The 21,085-nt window shown below is 37.8% G+C and carries 18 protein-coding genes, 1 tRNA gene and 1 pseudogene; 11 read left to right on the forward strand and 9 right to left on the reverse strand.

Annotated features, from left to right (window positions below; genetic code table 11):
- Window positions 1-24: 24 nt before the first annotated feature.
- Together RE471_RS07645 and RE471_RS07650 are read left to right on the forward strand one after the other, a co-directional pair.
- A tRNA-Ala gene (locus RE471_RS07645) sits at window positions 25-96 on the forward strand.
- Between the two features lie 114 nt (window positions 97-210).
- Window positions 211-681, forward strand: coding sequence for a pyrimidine dimer DNA glycosylase/endonuclease V (locus tag RE471_RS07650; RefSeq protein ID WP_309214251.1), 471 nt, complete (start codon window positions 211-213; stop codon window positions 679-681).
- 3 nt (window positions 682-684) lie between these two features.
- Here the strand turns inward: RE471_RS07650 and RE471_RS07655 are convergent, their stop codons facing one another.
- Entirely contained in the window at window positions 685-1,482 is a 798-nt protein-coding gene (locus tag RE471_RS07655; protein WP_309214252.1) for a class I SAM-dependent methyltransferase, read from the reverse strand.
- Window positions 1,483-1,550: 68 nt separating this feature from the next.
- Between RE471_RS07655 and RE471_RS07660 the strand changes: the two genes are divergently transcribed.
- From RE471_RS07660 to RE471_RS07675, 4 genes are all read left to right on the forward strand, one after another.
- Window positions 1,551-2,249, forward strand: a complete 699-nt coding sequence (locus RE471_RS07660) for a hypothetical protein (protein ID WP_309214253.1) — start codon at window positions 1,551-1,553, stop codon at window positions 2,247-2,249.
- Window positions 2,250-2,505: 256 nt separating this feature from the next.
- The gene (locus tag RE471_RS07665; RefSeq protein ID WP_309214254.1) at window positions 2,506-3,624 is read left to right on the forward strand and encodes an aminotransferase class V-fold PLP-dependent enzyme; all 1,119 of its coding nucleotides are present in this window, start codon (window positions 2,506-2,508) and stop codon (window positions 3,622-3,624) included.
- 196 nt (window positions 3,625-3,820) lie between these two features.
- Window positions 3,821-5,743: an acetate--CoA ligase gene (gene acs, locus RE471_RS07670; protein ID WP_309214255.1), complete on the forward strand. Its 1,923-nt coding sequence runs from the start codon at window positions 3,821-3,823 to the stop codon at window positions 5,741-5,743.
- Complete coding sequence (locus RE471_RS07675) at window positions 5,744-6,400, forward strand: acetate uptake transporter (protein WP_309214256.1); 657 nt, start codon at window positions 5,744-5,746, stop codon at window positions 6,398-6,400. It begins immediately after the preceding gene.
- Window positions 6,401-6,503: 103 nt separating this feature from the next.
- Here RE471_RS07675 and RE471_RS07680 read toward each other — a convergent pair whose 3' ends face one another.
- The 7 genes from RE471_RS07680 to RE471_RS07710 all read right to left on the reverse strand — a co-directional run bounded on the left by RE471_RS07680 (window position 6,504) and on the right by RE471_RS07710 (window position 14,454).
- Window positions 6,504-7,436, reverse strand: coding sequence for a hypothetical protein (locus RE471_RS07680; RefSeq protein ID WP_309214257.1), 933 nt, complete (start codon window positions 7,434-7,436; stop codon window positions 6,504-6,506).
- A 474-nt stretch (window positions 7,437-7,910) separates the two neighbouring features.
- Window positions 7,911-8,198 (reverse strand): hypothetical protein, encoded by a 288-nt coding sequence (locus RE471_RS07685; protein WP_309214258.1) that lies wholly within the window; start codon window positions 8,196-8,198, stop codon window positions 7,911-7,913.
- The gene (locus RE471_RS07690; RefSeq protein ID WP_309214259.1) at window positions 8,161-8,427 is read right to left on the reverse strand and encodes a hypothetical protein; all 267 of its coding nucleotides are present in this window, start codon (window positions 8,425-8,427) and stop codon (window positions 8,161-8,163) included. Before RE471_RS07690 ends, RE471_RS07685 begins: the two co-directional genes overlap by 38 nt.
- Window positions 8,415-8,687, reverse strand: coding sequence for a hypothetical protein (locus RE471_RS07695; protein WP_309214260.1), 273 nt, complete (start codon window positions 8,685-8,687; stop codon window positions 8,415-8,417). Before RE471_RS07695 ends, RE471_RS07690 begins: the two co-directional genes overlap by 13 nt.
- Window positions 8,688-9,173: 486 nt before the next feature.
- The gene (locus RE471_RS07700) at window positions 9,174-11,291 is read right to left on the reverse strand and encodes an ABC transporter ATP-binding protein (RefSeq protein ID WP_309214261.1); all 2,118 of its coding nucleotides are present in this window, start codon (window positions 11,289-11,291) and stop codon (window positions 9,174-9,176) included.
- On the reverse strand, window positions 11,288-13,468 hold the full coding sequence (locus tag RE471_RS07705) for an ABC transporter permease (protein ID WP_309214262.1): 2,181 nt from the start codon (window positions 13,466-13,468) through the stop codon (window positions 11,288-11,290). Before RE471_RS07705 ends, RE471_RS07700 begins: the two co-directional genes overlap by 4 nt.
- Complete coding sequence (locus RE471_RS07710) at window positions 13,465-14,454, reverse strand: ABC transporter permease (RefSeq protein WP_309215754.1); 990 nt, start codon at window positions 14,452-14,454, stop codon at window positions 13,465-13,467. Before RE471_RS07710 ends, RE471_RS07705 begins: the two co-directional genes overlap by 4 nt.
- A gap of 249 nt (window positions 14,455-14,703) precedes the next feature.
- On the opposite strand from RE471_RS07710, the gene RE471_RS07715 reads away from it, so the two are divergent.
- The 5 genes and pseudogenes from RE471_RS07715 to RE471_RS07730 all read left to right on the forward strand — a co-directional run bounded on the left by RE471_RS07715 (window position 14,704) and on the right by RE471_RS07730 (window position 16,785).
- Complete coding sequence (locus tag RE471_RS07715) at window positions 14,704-15,180, forward strand: transposase (protein ID WP_309214264.1); 477 nt, start codon at window positions 14,704-14,706, stop codon at window positions 15,178-15,180.
- A gap of 11 nt (window positions 15,181-15,191) precedes the next feature.
- Window positions 15,192-15,686, forward strand: coding sequence for a transposase (locus tag RE471_RS07720; protein WP_309215755.1), 495 nt, complete (start codon window positions 15,192-15,194; stop codon window positions 15,684-15,686).
- Window positions 15,687-15,883: 197 nt separating this feature from the next.
- A complete protein-coding gene (locus RE471_RS07725) occupies window positions 15,884-16,480 on the forward strand; it encodes a transposase (RefSeq protein ID WP_309214265.1) in 597 nt (198 codons plus the stop codon).
- A 32-nt stretch (window positions 16,481-16,512) separates the two neighbouring features.
- A pseudogene (locus tag RE471_RS09965) lies at window positions 16,513-16,557 on the forward strand (hypothetical protein); the annotation flags it as partial.
- 66 nt (window positions 16,558-16,623) lie between these two features.
- Complete coding sequence (locus tag RE471_RS07730; protein WP_309214266.1) at window positions 16,624-16,785, forward strand: hypothetical protein; 162 nt, start codon at window positions 16,624-16,626, stop codon at window positions 16,783-16,785.
- A gap of 262 nt (window positions 16,786-17,047) precedes the next feature.
- Here the strand turns inward: RE471_RS07730 and RE471_RS07735 are convergent, their stop codons facing one another.
- On the reverse strand, window positions 17,048-20,908 hold the full coding sequence (locus RE471_RS07735) for an ABC transporter substrate-binding protein (RefSeq protein ID WP_309214267.1): 3,861 nt from the start codon (window positions 20,906-20,908) through the stop codon (window positions 17,048-17,050).
- Between the last annotated feature and the right edge of the window lie 177 nt (window positions 20,909-21,085).

The following is a 21,085-nucleotide window of genomic DNA, read 5'->3' on the forward strand; positions in this document are numbered from 1 at the left end:
CCTTATATTGTGATACTGCAAGCAGGGCTCATAGATCAGCGGTAGATCGCTTCCTTGGCATGGAAGAGGGCAGGGGTTCAAATCCCCTTGAGTCCATTACTCCCTGGACAGGATGCTAGGGATTTGTACCCATTGCAAATATTTTTCAGTTATACGATTTATAAAAATGTTCTATAATTTATATTTTAATAAGATGCAAATATATTTTTAGTGCCTGTAGATACACCTGCAATGCGATTATGGTCTATTGATTTTTCATACCTGGACAGGCAGGGCCTTTTAGCATGCTGGAGGGAATCGCTACTGGCAAGAAATGTTTTATACGGGCTCACAAAAGGATATAAAAACCATCCACAGATCAGCAGGTTTAAGCTCTCAGGAGAACCGGTTACGGCTATCAACACGTATATTTACTACCTTTTTCTGGAATCAAAAGAGCGGAATTATTCATTCAATGAGAGTAAGCTGGAATACAGCATGATCAATAGGGATTTTCACATACCGGTTACTGCAGGCCAGGTCACCTATGAATTCAAGCTTTTATTATCAAAGCTGAAAACAAGGTCCCAGGAGAATTTCAACAGAGTTAAAGGCATAGACAGGCCAGCTACCTGCAGTCTGTTTATTCAGGTAGAGGGAAATATTGAAAACTGGGAGAGGGTAAAAGATATAAAAATTTAGAGTCTACACCATGGCGAGGAGAACCATATTATTTGTATACTTCCATGGGAAATCTATTATGGAGAATCCTGCATCCTTCAAGAATTCCACATGTTCTTCCATGCTGACTTTCTGGTCATGCCCTCCGGTGCCGAATCTTTCATCCCTTATCTGGAAAAGATCTGGTGCCCATCCTGTTCCCCTCAGATTATTCCACCATGCATCCCAGTCCATTGCGCCTGAACTGAGGCCATTTTCCTGATATCTGTTTTTTATGAATTTGTATATCTCATCAATTTTTTCTGGAATGCTATCTGATCTGAAATGGTCCCCATCCAGGAATATGCCATCAGTGGCAAGCAGGCGGTAAATTTTCCTATAGGCTGTCATTAACCTATCCGCCGGAAGCCAGTGAAGGGCGGTTGTGCTGAATATAACATTGTATTTTCCCGGTGCAATTCCTGAATCCCAGGTATCCGACCTGAGGTCACGCTCCAGCATTTCTACCCTGCTGCTTTTAAATGTCTCCCTGAATATTTTAAGCTGTACCGGGTCATAGTCCATGGCTGTTACCATGCCACCAGGGAACCGTTCCATAAATCTCCTGCTGAATGATCCAGGTCCACACCCAAGGTCCAGAGCCTTGATTTTTCCTGAAAATTTTGACTCCATTACATCCAGCATAAAATCAAAGCGTTCCTCCCGCATGCTGATAAGAGCATTCTGCTGTTTTTCCCATTCCCTGTACCAGTAATCCAGGTTTATATTGTCTTCCTGATTGACCATGGTTGAATATATGATTATAAATATAAAGTATGCCATTTTTAAAATTCAGGATTCCAGTATATCCAGATCAGAAAAATTTATCAGCAGGCTTGCGTTGAAATTGCATGTGCAGGATGTTCGGATACACCGGCAATTCTATGGATGATGTTAGAAAGCTGTATTACTCTCTCAGGGAGGCATCAAGGAATGATATAATTGGTGCAAAGTATGGCTATTCAAACCATAGTGATGGTTACGGCGTGGTTATTTATGGCATGGATAACCTATTTTATTTCAGGTCCAGAAAACCTGTGTACGACGAGGAAATTCCGCTTCCAGAATTTACAGGGAAAATTTATGCGGTTTTCCACGCACTGAACGCGCATGATAAGGAACTTGTTACACCAGTATTTGAGCACCCATTTATGGAATCAAACGGCGAAAGCGTTATATTCATGGCCCATAACGGTGTTGTTGATAAAGATTCCATAATGGGAAAACTCGGCATCCATGGCATATACAATGATACAGAGGCTGCACTGGCATATATCAATGAAAAGGGCATAGAATCTGTTGATGATCTTGAAAAATATACCGTTAGTTCCTTGAATCTTATAATTCTGGCCATCGGGAAGTCTTCAAGAAGCGGCACAATTTACTATAAAAATTTCTACAGAGGCACCGGCAGGGAAGATTACCTTAAAATGTATACTGCACCAATGCCAGGTGGAATTGCAGTCATCTCATCAACCCTAATGGAATACGGAGTTTCCGGTGCAGTCCCGGTAAATGGCACCGGGCTAATTAAGCTTGAAAATGAATGAAACCATGAGTATTCATGCCTATTCTGGCACAACTATCTTGTTTCCCAGAGATTTTATAACTATATTTGTGAATAGGTGGTCAATGCCATCCATATCCACTGTAATAGTGGTGCTGGCCATTTATTACTCTGTGGTTTCCCTAACATTTCCCATTGATCTGGGCCGCTGGTAATCCTCGCATATGGAATATGTGCTGTTGCCTATATATTTATCAAGAAAAGATATATTTTAAAAATAGATTTCACGGAGGATTTATATGAATAAGGAAAAAATACGGAATGAGTTTTACGGGCTGGATGAAATAGACCACCTCGCTGCCTGCTCAAAATCACCAATGCTCAAAAGTGTCAGGCTTGCCCTTGATAGATATGCAGATGATGTCATTACCCTTGGAAATCCTTGGGAGATGTGGACAGGAAAGGTAGATGAGGCCAGGAGGCTGTTTGCCGATATAATACATGGAGAACCTGAAAATGTTGCAGTGCTTTATTCCGTTTCATCTGCGCTGAATGCATTGATGAGCTCCTTCACATTTGGCCGGGAAAGCAATATAGTCACCAGCGATCTGGAATTCCCAACAACAAATTTTGCCCTGCAGGCATACAGGAAATACGGGACTAACGTAAAAACCATCAGGAACAGGAATGGCATAATTAATCCCGGTGACTATGAGAATGCCATTGATGAAAATACATTAATGGCAACAGCAATTCATGTATCATCCCTTAACGGCTTCAGACAGGATGTTGGTGAGATCTCAAAAATTGCCCATGAGAAGGGTTCATACATATATGTGGATGATTACCAGTCACTTGGTGGTGTAAACATAGATGTGAAAAAAAGCAAAATAGATTTCCTGGCATCGGGCAATCTGAAATGGCTCCTGGGTGTTTCCGGAATTGCCTTTCTGTATGTGAATCCTGAGGCTGGAAGGGAGCTTCTGCCGGCTGATATAGGATGGTTCTCGCAGAAGAACCCATTTAAATTCGGATCAGAGGAAGTAGAATACGCGGGGGGTGCAAAAAAATTTGAGAATGGAACATGGTCCATCCCATCAGTATACGCATCTATTGAGGGAATGAAATGCATACTGAATCATTACCATGAAATTGAAAATGAAGATAGAAGGCTGTTCCAGCATGTGAAGGACGAACTTCACCGGCAGGGCATTGCCACATCAACATCTGAGGAATCTGCCAATATTGTGGCAATACCCATGAAAAATCCCCCTGAGGCAGAGGCAATACTGAAGGAGAAATATAGAATCATCACATCTGCAAGGGCGGAATCACTGAGGATTGCTCCGCACTTTTACAATACATTTGAGGAAATTGACAGGGCTGTGGCTTCCATAAAAAAAGAATTTTTCACATAAAATTATTTCAGTTAACCATGTTGGTACATTTATTGACGATGTATTTATTAATATAAACATTTATATATGTATATAAAAGTTACACTACTTCAATATTGAAATAAGTGATATAAATTACTCAATGACTATATATATCATTATGGTGCACTTATTAACTATCCAGAAAAATTAAATACCACCACAGATTGTATTTTATATGAATGAAACATTGCCAATGGATGAAAAATATAAGGTTACCCTATCAGGATACCTGAAGGAGTATAATGAATCGCTGGAGTCCCCGGAATCATTCTGGAATAGAAAATCCAGGATAATAGACTGGTTCGAGCCCTATACAAAGGTGCTAGATGAAACTGATAAGCCATTTTATAAATGGTTTGTAAATGGGAAGACAAATATGTCATATAACTGCCTTGATCGTTATATGGGCACTGAAAAAAGGAACAAGGTCGCGTATATATGGATTCCTGAGCATGGAGAGGAAAAGGTTGTAACTTATTTTGGACTTTACAGGAGGGTAAACGCATTTGCCAAGGCATTATTAGACCTTGGAGTTAAGAAGGGTGACGGTGTTACAATATATCTTCCCATGATACTTGAGGCACCCATAGCCATGCTGGCATGTGCCAGAATCGGGGCTGTATTCAATGTTGTATTCTCAGGATTCGGCGAGGAGGCGCTGGCGCAGAGAATTAATGATTCTAATTCAAAGACAGTTATCACTGCTGACGGTGGCTACAGAAAGGGAAATATAATCCAGCTCAAGAAAATTGTTGATGCTGCTGTAGAACTCAGCAACGGTGTGGATAATGTTATAGTTGTGAAAAATGTACACAATAAAATCGATATGGTTCAGGACAGAGATTATTACTATGACGAAATACTGCAGGACGGTTATGTTAAGCCAGAGGAGCTGGATTCCAGTGACCCATTATTCATACTTTATACATCAGGAACCACAGGAAAGCCCAAGGGAATAGTCCATGGAAATGGTGGATACCCTGTATGGGTTGCAAATACAATGAGGTGGGCATTCAACCCCGGAGAGGAGGACAGGTGGTGGTGTGCAGCAGACATAGGGTGGATAACAGGGCACAGCTATATTGTGTTTGCCCCATTGTTACTGGGTGTAACATCCATAATGTACGAGGGTGCAATAGATTACCCAAAACCTGACAGGATGTGGGACATTGTGGAAAGGTACGGTGTAAATATGCTCTATACATCCCCAACCGCAATAAGATTATTAATGAAGTACGGGGAGAAATATCCACTTATGCATGACCTATCATCCCTGAGGGTGCTGGGCACTGTTGGAGAGCCCATAAACCCTGCAGCATGGCACTGGTTCTATGAAGAAATTGGAAAGAGCAGGTGCCCGATAATAGATACATACTGGCAGACAGAAACAGGAGGATTCACCATAGCACCATCCATGGCACTTGGAATGCCTGACCTGAAGCCCGGTTCTGCCACATTCCCCATGCCAGGCATTGATCCCGTCATCCTGGATGAAGCGGGAAATGAGGTGAAAGTAGGTGAAAAGGGATACATTGTACTGAGAAAACCCTGGCCAGGGTTGATGCTTACCGTAAATGGCGACCCAAAAAGATATGTAGAAACCTATTTTTCCAAATTCAAGAATCTATATCTAATGGGCGATTATGCAATTAAAGATAATGAGGGTTATTACTGGCTCCTGGGAAGAAGCGATGAGGTACTGAAGGTTTCAGGCCACAGAATCGGAACAATAGAAATCGAGGATGGTCTTGTATCCATGAAAGAAGTTGCAGAGGCAGCAGTCTTTGGAAAGCCGGATACCGTCAAGGGCGATACTATAATCGCTTTCATAACCCTAAAAGATGGCTATGATAAGAATGTTGACACCATTGTAAGCATAAAAAAGAGGATGCGATCTGAACTTGGCCCCATCATGGTTCCCGAGGAAATACACATAGTTGATGCCCTTCCAAAAACAAGGTCTGGAAAAATCATGAGGCGTGTAATAAAGGCAGTGTACCTGAACCAGGTAACTGGCGATGTCAGCACCCTGGAAAATGAGGCATCTGTTGAAGAAATTAAAAAGGCAATGGATCTTATAAGAAAGGAGGATGATTAAATGGAAAGCAATAAGGATATAAAATCTGAAGAACAGGCAATGAATAAAATGAGACAGGAAGATTTGTTGAATGTAAACCAGATCAATAAATCATTTCTGGCGGATCCTGCCCCTCTGGGTCTGGCAGCATTTGGTTTCACCACATTTCTCCTGAGCTTTGTGAACGCAGGGATTCTTTCTGCTGCTTCTGTTTCTGTAGTTATGCCTCTCGCTTTTACATACGGTGGATTCGCACAGCTGCTTACTGGTGCATTTGAGATGAGGCGTGGAAACACCTTCGGTTTTACTGCCTTCACAAGCTATGGCTCTTTCTGGTTTTTCTATGGTTTTCTTGTACTGTTTGCCAGCCTTAAAATTATAACGATACCTGCAACTGGACTCGGTATAGCTCTAATACTCTGGGGATTATTTACTCTCTATATGTGGATAAACACATTGAGGCTAAACCTTTCACTCAACCTGACATTCCTGTTCCTCTGGCTTGCTTTTATAACGCTTGGCTTCGGTTCATACTATTCATTAACAGTACTTACAAGACTTGGTGGTGCCTTCGGATTCTTAACAGCCTTTTTCGCAGTCTATACAAGTTTCGCAATAGTCAGTAACTCCATAAAGGAAGGTTCCATACCGGTTGGCCCCGCTATAATAAAAAAATAGGTATAGCAGGGAATTTTTAATTTTTTATAGAATATTTTTTTGAGTTCGTTATAATTGATATGATATAAATAGATGGCGGGATAAATTACATATTATTTTAATTTTATATATACTGAAGTATATAATCGCTCAGATCGCTTACAAGCTCAACTGCAACATCATTTCTTTTGATCTCCTCTAAGGAAGTATTATATAATATTTGTATGTAGCTCATCGCCATCATTTTCGGGACAAACTGGGTGAAAATAATCCTGCCATTTTCAATCCTGATAAAGTTTATATCAAGGTATATCCCACGTGAATTGGCTTTCCTCAGCAATTTGCCCAGAAGCGGGCTTTCTAAATTTACCCAGTATGCCATTTCCATGCCCGGTATGCTTTCTATGGATACATTCAATGGAAGGGGCTTTTTTGTAAGCACTGCAATATGGAACTTATCGCCGGACCCGTAATCATTCACAACCCTTCCCAGTGAGTCTACCTCTTCCAGAGCTGATATGAGATTTCTGTCTGTGTGTGCACCAGCAGAAACAGAAAACCTCAGCACCTTTACGGGCCTTTCCCTGTTCCTCCTCTGCAGGATCTCCAGGGTGCCACCTACTGGGTGTATTTCCACATCTGTAACCATTCCCGGGATTACTGTCATTGGAAGAATCGCATCAGATATTTCCCTGGAAAAAGTGTGCCTGTATGAAACCGGGATGTATAATTTCCCATCCTTCAGGTAGGGCTGGTGTAACATTGCAGTTTTTATTTTCACAAGGGATTCCATAAATTCCAGTATTGCTGGATTTTCAAATTTTTCTGTGTAGGAAAGATATCCTGATATGCTCTGGAAGGCATCGGGATTGAGCATGAGTTTTTCCTTAAGGGAGCTATCCATGAATGTTTGCATGAATATGCCTTCCGGCTCTTTTTTAATGAATACTGTAAAGGTTTTCCCAATAATTTTCAGGTTTTCTGCCATGAGCGATTTAATATTAAGTTCAATCACACATTCAGTATCTATTATCCCTAGATTTTCATGGATAAGCATAAATAATCCATAAGATTAAAGTATAAAAATATTTCAATAAGTAAATATTTTTATGTTATCCCTAATTGAGTTCGTATTTAAAGATCACTTAAATATAGATAGAAATGCTAAACCCGGGGTGAAACTAAACAATAAGAAATTAAAATACATAATAAATCAGAACAATACTTTTGCATTTATCCTGAAAATAACTTCGATTTATAGTTATTTTTTAGAATTAGAATCTCCTTTATAGCCCTGAAACATTCACCTATTGTCTTTAAAATCCTTCCAAACAGTTTCCCTGATGGTCTGGTCATAATGGACAGGAGGGTATAGGCCACCTAGTGATCCTCGCGTGTATAAGCGACAATTCACTATCCCGTACCTGGTACTCTCCCAAACATAAAGCCTTTGAATCCATATGAAAGTTTTCTATTGACCATCTTATGCTCCATGCATTTATCATTTCTTTACCTGAAAGATAGTCTGATGCTATGAATTTCTCCTTTTATTATCAGGATTGTAGAGAATTATAAGGTTGACAGGATTTCCATTGGATAAATATACTGTAAACTCCCTCTGAAGCGGGAACTCCCTTAAAGTATCAGAATCCATTTCATGCATGAGGAATGTTGATTCAATAATCTCATCCATGTTGTAAAACAAATCACTGTTCTTCACTGATATCCTTACCATATCATAAAATGATGCCTTCCTGTTGGCTTTAAGTTCTGTAACATAGTTATTTCCAGGGAACCTTACTTGAGTACCGTGAATCAACAACCTTCCCTGCCACATTGAAGTTGTTTTCTGCTGTATTGAATATGTCTTCCATGATCTCAAGCTTTGTTTTAAATTCTTTTCCTGACTGTGCCCTCTTAAGGTAAAGCCCTGTAAGGAATGGATAGAATGCATCAGTATCAATATCGTACAGTACCGAGGTAACGGATTGGTGTGCAAGCACATTGCTTCCTGATGCATGGTCAAAGAACCATCCTACATACTCCATAGTCTTAGATCCTGGATGATCCAGCAGTGATCGTCACCTATGAACATAACCCTATGGTTTCCTATTATTGTTTTCAGAGATCCAATATAGTTCTGTTCCAGTAGTGGTGAATCTATTCCGTGGAATGCCCTGTTGATTGTGATCTGATCGTACTCAGATACAGGTGATGATATGTTTGAGATGCTCTTCCTCCTGTTCTCAGGAGGGATCATTATTCCGGGAAGGTATTCCCTGAAGTGCTTCCTCACAGACCTCTTCATTCCACATGTCATGTTATCAGAAAATTTACCTATTCGTTTAGTAAGTTTAGCTACAGGAATTGTTGAAATTAGACTAATATCTTGCAAATATTCAATTATGGTTATATCTTTTCACTTTAAGGTTCATTTTGCAAAAGTATTGTTAATATTACATACAAAAACTAAAGATAATTTATAACCAAGGCAACGCATATATAAATAAATCCATCTATGATAAAAATTAGTGTCATTATTAACTGCTGACGATTTATATACTTAACATCAAATTCTCCTACTGGTTTTCCCTCTTCCATAACCTCTCTAAGATAATTTCTAGCACCGAAATCCCACCAGGCCCCGAAAAAGAATATGATAAAAGCTGATAAAAAAATAATTAATGGCATTGTACCGCGATAATCAAAGGATTTATAAAAGTAAAATGGTAACGGTGCCAGCATAATAGCTAATAAAATTATAAGTGGGATGATCGCAAATTTTAGTCTGATTTTAGCTGTATTGTTCATTTTTTAAATGCTCTAATTCGTTTTCAGCAAAATGACATTTATACCAGTGATCTCCACGTGACTTTATAGGTGGTACAGTGTTTTTGCATATATTTTGCCTATATACACAGCGATCATAAAATCTGCATCCCTTCGGGATATCAATGGAATTGCCTATTTCTCCTATGATGTCAATATGGCCTGGATTCCATGACGGTTCAGGGTTTGGAACAGACTTTATTAATGCTTTAGTGTATGGGTGTAGTGGTAATTTTATAATGTCATCAGCTTTTCCACCTTCTACCATGGAACCTAGGTACATTACATAAATTCTATCTGCGAGGTAGTAAACAGAAGCAATGTCATGTGAAATATATAAAATCGACATTCCGCGCTCTATCCTTATTTTATTAAGTCTGTTCATGAATGAAGCCCTTAAAGATACGTCAAGCATTGATGTGGGTTCATCGGCTACGATAAATTTAGAGTTTATAACTGTTGCTCTGGCGATTCCAACCCTCTGCTTTTCACCTCCTGAGAGCTCATACGGAAATCTATCCATATATGATTCTACAGGGAAAAGATCAGCGTTAGCAATTGATAATTTTACTGCTTCTTGCATTTCCATGACATCCTTAGTTATATGATTTCCTATCATGGGCTCTGAAACCGTATTGAAAACTGTCATTTTTGGATTTAATGAATCGAATGGATCTTGGAATATCATCTGAGTATTTTTCCTAAATTCTATGTAATCTTTATGATTTGGCTTCATTTTATTTACATATACAACATTATTTTCATCGAGGTAATATTTAATATCACCAGAAGTTGGTTTTAAAAGACCAATCAAAAGACGTGCAAGTGTGCTTTTGCCAGATCCAGATTCACCCACCAGGCCTACTATTTCACCCTCCCTAATCTCCATACTTACATCGCTTACTGCATGTACTGTTGGTTTCTCCTTCGAATATAAAGAAGAAATAATATTTTTCTTTAAATCGAAATTTTTAGTTAGATGTTCTACCTCTATTAATTTGGTATTTTTAATGTAATTATGCCCGAAATTTGGAGGTTTTGGGTAGTTCTCTTTGATATTTTTGGCAAAATAGCATCTACTGTAATGTACACTATCTATATACTGCGGCTCAGGTTCTTCAGTTGTACATATAGAATCTTTCATGTAACACCTGTCTGCGAATTTACAGCCAATAGGTAATCTAGACGGATCGGGCAATCTTCCAGGTATGCCTTCAACATGCTGTTTCGCATTGGATAAGTTTGGATAACTCTTTAGTAATTCTATTGTATAGGGATTGTGTGAATTCTTATATATGTCAGAAACGGTTCCATATTCCATTATGCCTCCTGCATAAAGCACAGCGATTTTATCTGCTAACTGTGATACTACACCAATATCATGGGATATTATAATGAAAGATTTTATTCTTCCTGTTTGTTTTAACCTCTTCAAAGTTGCAATAATCTCAGCCTGAGTTATTACGTCCAGACCAGTTGTTGGTTCATCTGCTATAACAATTTTGGGATTCAGGGCAAGAGCCATAGCTATAACAGCTCTCTGCTTCATTCCTCCAGATAGTTCGTGTGGGTATGAATCCTTAACAGCAGGAGTGAGCCCCGCGTCTTTCAGAAGTTCGACAATCTTTTTATCTATCTGCTGCTTATTCAAATCTGTATGTAGCCTGAATACTTCCCCTATCTGGCGACCTATAGTATATACTGGATTAAATGAATTCATTGCCCCTTGAAAAACCATGGAAATATCTTTCCATCTCATATTTCTTAATTTTTGGTCTAGAATTTTCATTCTTTTCCTATCCTTAGGTTTTGTGCTACTGTCAACGTATTTATCGTCATATAACGATATTGACCCTGTAGTTATAGCATTCTCAGGTAAGAGTGACAAGATTGCAAGGGCGATGGTACTTTTTCCAGAACCTGATTCTCCAAGTATGCCGAGTGATTCCCCCTCTTTTATTTGTAGATTAACATCTCTAACAGCCTTAACCAGACCACCATAAACCTTAAAGTCAATATTCAAATTTTTAATATCAAGGAGTACACTCCCTCTATGATACATACTTTCTTCTTGTTCGATCATTTTCTACCACCTAATGTTGGATTTGCGACCTCATCTATACCCCTAGAAATGAATATAAACGCCAGTATGAATAGGGTGAGTGCCGCTATTGGAGGTATAGTAGCATACGGATAAACTGATATAGAATAGAAATCTCCTAGAAATGAACTAAGCATTCCGCCCCATGTAGGTATAGCTACGCTAACTAGACCGAGAATTTCAAAAGTAGAGACAGCCGCAACAGCACCCCCAATATTAATCGCAGTCAGATATACCAGCAATGTCCCCATATTTGGGATAAAATGACGTTTCATTATGCTCAATGTCTTCATATTTGATACCTTGGCCGATTCTACAAATGTCCTCGTTTTAACACTTCTTACAATACCTATAAGGGAGAAAGTTACAAACGGCCAACCAAGCAATGAAAATATGAATATGAGGTTAAGAAGTGATGGACCCAATACAGATGCGAGTACTATGAATAACGGTAATGTTGGTATTAGGAATATAGAAAGTGCCAAAGTTTCCATAAAAGAACTCACCAGTCCAGAATAATACCCAATAAACATTGCTACCACCAATGATATTAGTATGGTCATAATTCCTGCCGCAAAGCCCACTTCAAGATCTGGTGGGAAACTATCAATAAATAATGCAAATACATTATCATGGGCTATATTAGTTCCCAATGGTAACGGGATACCTGATACAGTATGTAAGGTTGGCCCTATTACTATAGGAATCCCCTCAAAACTGTCAAAAATAATATTATTACCATTTAAATATGCAATAGTAGGAGATTCTGCATCTGTGACGTTTTTTCCAACTTTAAATCCATAAGGTTCTTCAAAGAGTATTGGAGTACCTATAGGTGCTTTTAGATTGGAATGCCATGAATATGGATATTTTTGGAATGGGCTTATTAAATATATCATTTGCCCAGTAGTAGTATTGGTAAGCAAGAATTTACCACTATGATAATATTCAATATTATTAACACCGAAGGGCAATTTAATTTGATTTACAGCCTGTAATACCCCTGCTTTTGATTTTTCTAGCGCATAATAATAATTACCAGAGGATATAATTAGATCTGATGGAAAACCGCTAGACCCGCTGCTTACACCAACCGAACTTATGTCTTTAGAAGCTGTGTATATCTTATTCATCGATCCATTCTTTAAGTTTATAGTATATAGCGAATTATTTGATGCTGTAAAAGCATCATGAGTTCCGGCTACATCCTGGTAGGCTCTAGGAATTTCAAGTTTCCCTACATCAAAAGAGTATCTGGCATTAAATTCCATGCTACCATTTACTTCATAAGCAGCAACACTTTTCCCCTCTGTAACTATAACGATCGGACGTGAAGTGGTTAAGTAATTATCACCCAAAAAGTAAATATGAGGTGTGCCAGCTAATTCTAGCTTGTGAGACCACAATTCATGTAAGTTATAACTGTAATATTCATTTAAATATCTACCAGTATTATTTTGTATTACTGCATATGTATATGAACCGTATGGGGATACTGTTGAGGTATTTGTAGGTCCCATAAATTCATCAGTTATAGCTTGGGGTTGTACGAATCTTAAATTGTTTGTACTGACAGTTGCTGTTATGATTGTTCCATTAACAGAAGCCTGTGCAATCTGGTTTGCTTTAACTGAAGTTCCAGAAGAAGAACATATCGCCTGATAAACATATAAGCTATTATTTGTCGACGCAAAAATATCAGTTTCAAATGATAAAGTTGTTGGATTCTCAGGAGAGAAAGCCTTCAAGCTAGTGATTGAGCCATTGGTTTTAAATAGTAAACAGCTCTTTCCACTATCATTCGCTGTAATTGCAAATATCCCATACTGCCCCCCAGTTTTACCACCAGTAAATAGGTAATAGTTACCTGCCTTGTGTTCGCCAACTGAAGCAGAAATCTGATTCAAGCTATTTTCCACGGTAAAATTTAGTTTCTTATCCTCTATAGTTAGTGGTTTAAAATAGTCTTCCGATGGAACAGCGCTAAAAGGGTTACCGTGTACGAGTACAGGAGCGAGTAGCGCAATTATTATAAATGCTATTAATATATAAAAACCGGCTTTACCGTACCATGATCTATAAAAGACTTTAAATTGTTTTCCGAAATTCTTTAATTTAAACTGAATGTTATCCTTTAAAATTTTTTTATTCGTTTTCATACTCTCACCCTTGGGTCTAACCATGCGTGTATAAAATCTACTGAAGAATACGACACAATAACAACTAAAGATAAGATAAATAATGATGCTTCTATAACAGGATAATTCTCAATCAAAATGTTATCATATAATAGTATGCCCATACCCGGTATTTCAAAAATTATACCTGTTATCACTGCACCACTCATAAGAAGGGCAAACTCGAGAGCCATTCGGGTTGATTCTGGAACCATAGCATTTCTTGCGGCATGGTGAAACATAATTGACGATTGAGCTACCCCTTTAGCCTTAGCCGTTTGTATGAAATCTTCTCCTAATACGGATACCATAATACTCCTCATAGTAATTAAGTGGCCCATAATTTCAATAATTAAAAGAGTTAGAATTGGCATTGCAAAATAGTGTAATAAAACAAGAAAACCACTGAATGAAGGTGATCTAAGAAATGGCCCTAATCTATAATGAGAAGCAGCTAATGGAAATATAGGATAATAAACAGCAAAAATTAGATATACTATTATAGCCATTACAAAAAATGGGATGGAGTTTAATATTGTTGCAGTGACTAATGTAGGGCCTTCAGATTTTTTCCCTCTAATAAATGCAGTTACTATCCCTAATGGTATACCAATAGCGAATGAGCCAACTGACGCAACTCCAAAGATGATCAGTGTATATGGAAGTGCAGTTGCTATCATTGAGTAAATACTTTGGCTTAATTCAGCCGGATTATAGCCGAAATGAAATGTGAACATTTGGTGCAAATATACTAAAAATGAACTAAGGGCAAATTTATTATTAGGATTTATACCATACATTTTGTAAATACTATTTATGGCTGCTTTAGTAGGATGCTTTAAATTACGGATATATAACTCGGCAGGATTACCAGGCATTAACCGTAATAGGACATATAAGATTACTACTACAAACAATATCAAAAATACTGCTTGTAATACTTTTCTACTAATAAGGTACACATTCATCAAGTATCAATGGTGCAATTCATATTATTTATAAAAACCTTTTGGAAAGCGAATTTATTATTTTAATTACCAATGTCTTATATTAAAAGGCTTCTCTCCATATTCTTTTTATATTGCTCCTTAAATATTTCCTATGTATGCCCAATAAAAATATAAGAAGAGAATACAAGCCAAGAATGAAGTGATAATGTAATACTTTCACTGTAAATTGAAAATGACTCTTTGCAATATCATAATGAGGTAAACAAAATGACAAATGCAAAGAGTCAATTAATAAGTATAGAAGAACTAATAAAGCTTTTCATAAATGATAGAAAAGAGGGAAAGAAGGAATTGATTACATGGTTTTTAAACAATGTAATGGATCAGGAGGCCATTGAACAATTAAATGCTGATAAATATGAAAGGAATAATAAAAGGACAGGATACAGGAATGGGACAAAGAAGAGGAAATTAAAGACTGTGGATGGAGAATTAACATTAGACAAGCCTGATATAAGGTCAGGTTTATTCACAACCACTGTATTTGACAAGTATTCAACTGTAGAAAAGGCTTTAGACTCTGTAATAGCTGAGTCATACATTAATGGAGTATTAACCAGGTCAGTAAACAATATAATAAATAATCTGGGTGTAAATGTATCTCCTGAGTATGTATCATCACTGAATAAGGAACTTGATGCCAAGGTTAAAGAGTTCCTGGAAACAAGGATAGATGATAAATAAGATACCTGTACATAGATGCAATATACTTTAAAGTCAGGGAAAATAGTAAATACAGACCAATGGCATTATACACATCAATAGTTGTAAACAGCAATGGAATAAGGCAGATTCTTTCCATGGATGTTTATAATTCAGAGGATGAGCTGGACTTGAATAATTTCTTCTTCAAGCTCCAGGAAAGGGGATTGACAGGTCTTAAATCTGTAATATCAGATGGTCATAATGGTATAATGAAATCTATTAAGGAATCGTTCCCAGGATCATTATGGCAGTACTGCCATTTCCATTTCATAAGGAATTTAAGGAAGACCATGGAAAGGGAACAGTGGAAGAATATATCAAAGTTAGTGCCAGAGGCATTAATGGATGAATCACTGTTTAAGATAGCAATAGATAGAATGGAGGAAATGAAATTAAATAAATCCATTGACATGCTGTATAAGTGGTATGATTCATTATATTCATACACATCATTCCCTGGAGAACATCAAGGAAAGAAATCATGAAAAACCTTATTTAGCCTCAGCTATATGACGATATAGCTGTGAGAATCGAAGGCGGTTGTTATGCAGCTTGACCCTTGAGGCCGTTAGAAAGAATAGCCGCCCTTCGACTCGATTTCTTACCTCATTAACATCTAATAAGGTGAATAGGAGTTTGTCGAGTCTACGATTCTAAATCTCACAGAATCAGAGGCGATTAAATGGTAAGCGGCTTGGATGTACATAAACGTTCCGTATATGCTACGGCTATGGAGGATAATGTGGCTCTTATTGTCCAGAGGAATATGGAGAATAATATAGAGGTGGTTAATGGATTTTTATTTAATTACAGGGATCATGATATTGTAATAGAATCATCAACATCAGGCAAGTATCTCTCTAAGGAGTTGTCAATGCTTGGCTATAAGGTTCACCTGATAAATCCTGCAAAGGTTCCTGAAATAGCAAATAACTGCAAGAAGACAGACAGGGAGGATTCATTCCAGCTTGCAGATGTATTCAGGAAGGGAGGAATGAAGGAGATATACATTCTATCAGGAGATATAGAGAATGTAAGGTCCCTGGTAAGGTACAGGCATTCACTTGGAGGGGAGATAACATTAAAGAAGAATAAGGCACATGCACTGTTAACATCCTATGGAATAATAATTAAGGCTACAGACCCGTTCGGTAAGAAGGGATTAAGGGAAATTGAAAATAATTATAACAATCTTAATTATTCTGATAAGATAGTCTTAAGATCCTTAATAATGACATATCATTTATTAAGGAAAGATTTGCATCATACACCGGTTTAATACCTAGGGAGCATTCATCTGGTGAAAAGGCAATAAAGGGCCATATAACAAAGCATGGTCCATCATTATTAAGATTCTTTTTGGTTGAAACAGTACATTCATTAATAAAGTATACAAGGAAATTTAAATCAAAATATCTTAGCATGGTAAGAAGATTGGGAAAGAAAAGATCTATAATAGCAAGAATATTAGCAGAAACAATCTATGCAATGTTAAAAAACAATGTAAGATACATTGAAAGGGAAAGAGGTGAAACAGCCAATCCTGATGAATTTATATATAGCGAGTCTACTTTGTTATACTGATTAATTTTTGGCCTCTTTCAAAGACTCACAATCATACTGGAATCACATGGAAAGCCCCTTCTCCAGAATCCTTGGAAACCTTTCATGGCATACCTTGGCAATCATTTTTTCTCTCAATGAGATACAACCGTTTTTTGAGGATTAATATGTAATACTTATACGTATGATAAGATAGGAAATTAATTATAAACGGAACACAATTATGAAAAATAAAATTCAAATTTTAGTAATTATGAAAAAAATAAAAAATTTATAAAATATCTTATGTCTTTTGTTTTTTTCTTTTTGTTATAAAGAAGAGTCCAAGTCCAATGACAACTATGGCAGCTATTACCCCACCTATGATGTAATAGTCTGTATAATTGGATATACTCTTGAATGTAACATCCACAGTTTGGTTAGAGCCGTTTATGGTTACATTACCTGAACTATTCTTTAGTATTTTGTATCCAGATATGTTTCCCACTTTATAAACATATGTTCCATTTAGCTCTGCAAATACTATTTTGGAGGTGGATGACTTTTCAGTGACCCCATTTAGTGCTACAGACCATGTGGTTCCAGATCTCAATCCACTTTCTGCAAATGTCACATTATACATATATTCTATCTGATTTTGTTGTAAATTAGTAGTTTGGATTGCTACAGCTCCATCTCCATACGCGGTTATCTGGAATTCATCATATGGGAGTATCGAACTATTAACAGTTTCTGGCATTATGACTCCAGTAGTCTTGTTGTACTGATAGAACTCTGATGTGAAATTCGCATATGCGATTCCATTTGCATTGGTTACTAAATGTATAGCAGGTTCAAATCCACTGCCAGTAGCAGGCCCACAGGTTGTTAATAACAAACCATTCGGGTTTGACATTGACATATTTGAATTCAGGAAGTAACCTCTGTTTGCACCCAGCGCATTTTGAGAGCTTACATTCAAACTGTATCCTGCAACAGCTTTCCCATTATCAGTTACCTTATACATCAGCTCTGTTACTTTAGAAGATATCTGTTTCTGGCTTACTGATATAGCATAACTATTTGGGGATTTCTCCAGCTCTATTGGAAGTTCAACTGGTTCCCCGGACCCATACCCGTTTGGATTCTCTGAGGATGTCACCTCACCGATTACCATATAGGGAGCTTCACCGTATACCGGGGCGTCTAGAGCATAATCTCCTAGGTATATATACTGTAATACATTAGCCCCATTCAGTGTATAATTGAAAGTTGAATTTACGGCAATTAACACAGATATGTTTCCATTTGCACCAGTCTGGCCCGTTATAGATGTCATCATAGTGCTATTGTATGTACTATTTACTGGTATAGATACTTCTGTGTAATCACATAATGCACTGTAAGTACTTACATTAGAGATGCTTTGGACCGAAGACGTTCTTTTCATTGTAATGGCTGCCCGCATAGCCTGTATAGTATATTCATAACCTGAGATAGGTTTACCTGTTATCGGATTATATACTGTTATATTGTAATAATTATATCCAGTTCCAGAGATTGCAGAAGGTCCTGATACTTTGTATGCTACACTGTGAGGTAGATCATTTACGTTGACTATTCCTATTCCAGAGGCTATGCTTGTGTTAGTAGGAACCACTGTAGCTGTCACCGGTACTAATCCATTGTATCCAAGTACATTAATGAAGGAGTTATCAGGCGAGACCTGGAATTTATACACTGCCATACCTTGGCTATTAGTGGTAAGTGTGTACGAAGTTATATTCAGCAGTGATGGTTCCTCTGTAACTGTCACCTTAGCCCCGGATATAGGATTTCCGTTCAAACTGTTAGTGGCTATATAAGTTATTTGACCGTACTGTCCATCGGTATATACAGTCTGATTCGCATACCCAGTAACCACTACATGTGCAGTTGGTTTAGATATTACCGTGGGCTTGCTTTTCAGATGAACTGACATTTCATTATAATACCAGAACCCGTTTATATCTGACGGCACGTCAGTTATGCCCGTAAATGTACTGGTTTGCCATGCTATATTGTCCTTGGGCCCGTATCCAATAGGCATCATAGTAGACTCATTATCCTCTATATATTGCATCACGTCCATTGCAGACACAACTGTGCGGACGCTAGAGGAAGAAGTTGCTATATTGGTTAAATTAGTCATTAACGAATCTATCTGTTTGCCAGTCATGTATGTATCAGGTATATTGAATATACTATTTAATGGCGTGGTTACATTCATGCCAGAAAATGGCCCCTGATAGTCTCCTGTGCCTATAGAGGAGGAATAGTTGTAGTCATCTATTACATCTACAGCCGTATCTCCAAGGAGACCAGATACTCCAAGCGTTATTATATTATAGGATGTAGACGGGCTCGCACCAGCGTTATCATATGCATCTAAATGTGTAATCTCAGTTGAAAAGCTTTCAGACTCGATTGTAGTAGCTATACCTATCTTATCCCAGTCTGAAGCGATGGCCTCGTAACCGGTAAATATCTGTGGTATAAGGGATGAGGATGGAGATTGTATTGTCGCTGTTACCTCTGTGCCTTTATAATACCAATGCCCGCCCTTATATGTCATTCCCGGTATACTGGCTATGGTGCTATTAGCCTTTGACGGGTTATATGAAAATGATGGTACAGCCGAATAGTAGTAAGGAGAATCTATTGCAGGTATGGTAGAATAACCTGGCGTAAGATACCCGTCACAAATTGACGACTGTATGTAACCAAGGGGAGATGCCATTCTCAATGCCTGTCTGAATGCAGTAATATTGTATGGTGCGTCATCTGCATATGAGTTAAATTTGAAATATGCATATCCAGTAGAAGGTTTTTCCAGTACATTAACGCCAGGAATCCCCTCAACTGTTGGTAAAAACTCACTAGATAAATCGCTTTCTATTGCATCGACTTTCCCGGTACTTAAAGCCCCAACAGCTCCTGAAGGACTAGCGTAAATAGATACATTTACACTATATATTTTTGGAGCAAACTGGCTTACATCATATACAGGATTAGGGCTAACTGGTAATGCATCATTTATGCTATTACTAATAGTTCTCAAAAAGAAATGCGGATTAACATAAACAGACCAGTAATCGCTGGTAAATAAATGCCCTACGGGTTCGCCAAATCCACCATTCATCATGAATGGGCCAGTACCAACAAGTCCCGGATATAGCCCATTTCCTGTACCGAATGCTCCGCTATGCCCCATGTCCCATTCATTATATGCACCTGAACTAGGTAAAGTTGATGATGATGCTGTTTCATTCCACAGTCCACTCCCTGCCGAAGCATAATCATGTGATACCCATATGTGATATGGTAGTATAGGCGTTTCCAGAGTATCTGGAACAAATATACCACTTGGTCCATTAAGGAAATATTCAACGGTGAGATTATTCAATGGCATTACATTTACTACATGTGCATATTCCCCAGATAGATCTTCAGCACTGTTCAATAGTTTCCATGATAATATGAAGTCTGCAGCCTGCACATATTCTGTTCTCATTGTAATTGGTACTGCTGCCTGATATTTTCCTGAAGTTGCGTTATATACCTGTTTATATGTATGTGAAAATGAAACGCCAGTATCGTTTGTAAATGATGTGTGGTTAGAATATATATATGTGTCAGCTGAGTTTGTTGAATTGTAATCGCTCCATTCAACACCCGGTCTTATATGCACTGTATATATTTCATAAACACTTGAATCTGCACCAGTTAGTGGATCAAAAGTTGTTATAGGTGTTGCTGGTTTTGAAACTGTATAGTTATCTGCCAAACAATATATTAAGCTCCCGTTCGGAAGCTCTGTAGTTGCAGAACTATACAATAAATCAAGTATGTAAAAGTCACATACAGTTGCTGCCTCGTAATAGTTAACGTGATCAGGATTACCTATTTGTGCAAGTTTTAACGTGCCATTAGCTGATGTGGGGACTGCTGGTGATGCACTTACAGGCAATGCCGTCTGACCTGCACTTCCAGATACCAACCCAGAATTTTGAGTGGCGTTGCCCCCAATATTACCACTGAGAGGTTCCATCAAAAACAGCAATGCCACAATTATAGCAAAAGCTATAACTAATTTCTTGCTTCCTAAAATACCCTTTTTATTCATTAAAAATATAATATATAGTTATATATAAACTTTACTTTACAATCAGACTCTCCGCATATGTAAATAGCAGATGGTGAAACATAGCCCTTTAACATGAAAACATTATGTTATTCTATCCGTTTGATGCATGAACTGCCATGACTGTAGTGCTATGAGTAACACATAAATGGATATTTT

The organism is Ferroplasma sp. (assembly GCF_031200575.1).
Taxonomy (GTDB): domain Archaea; phylum Thermoplasmatota; class Thermoplasmata; order Thermoplasmatales; family Thermoplasmataceae; genus Ferroplasma.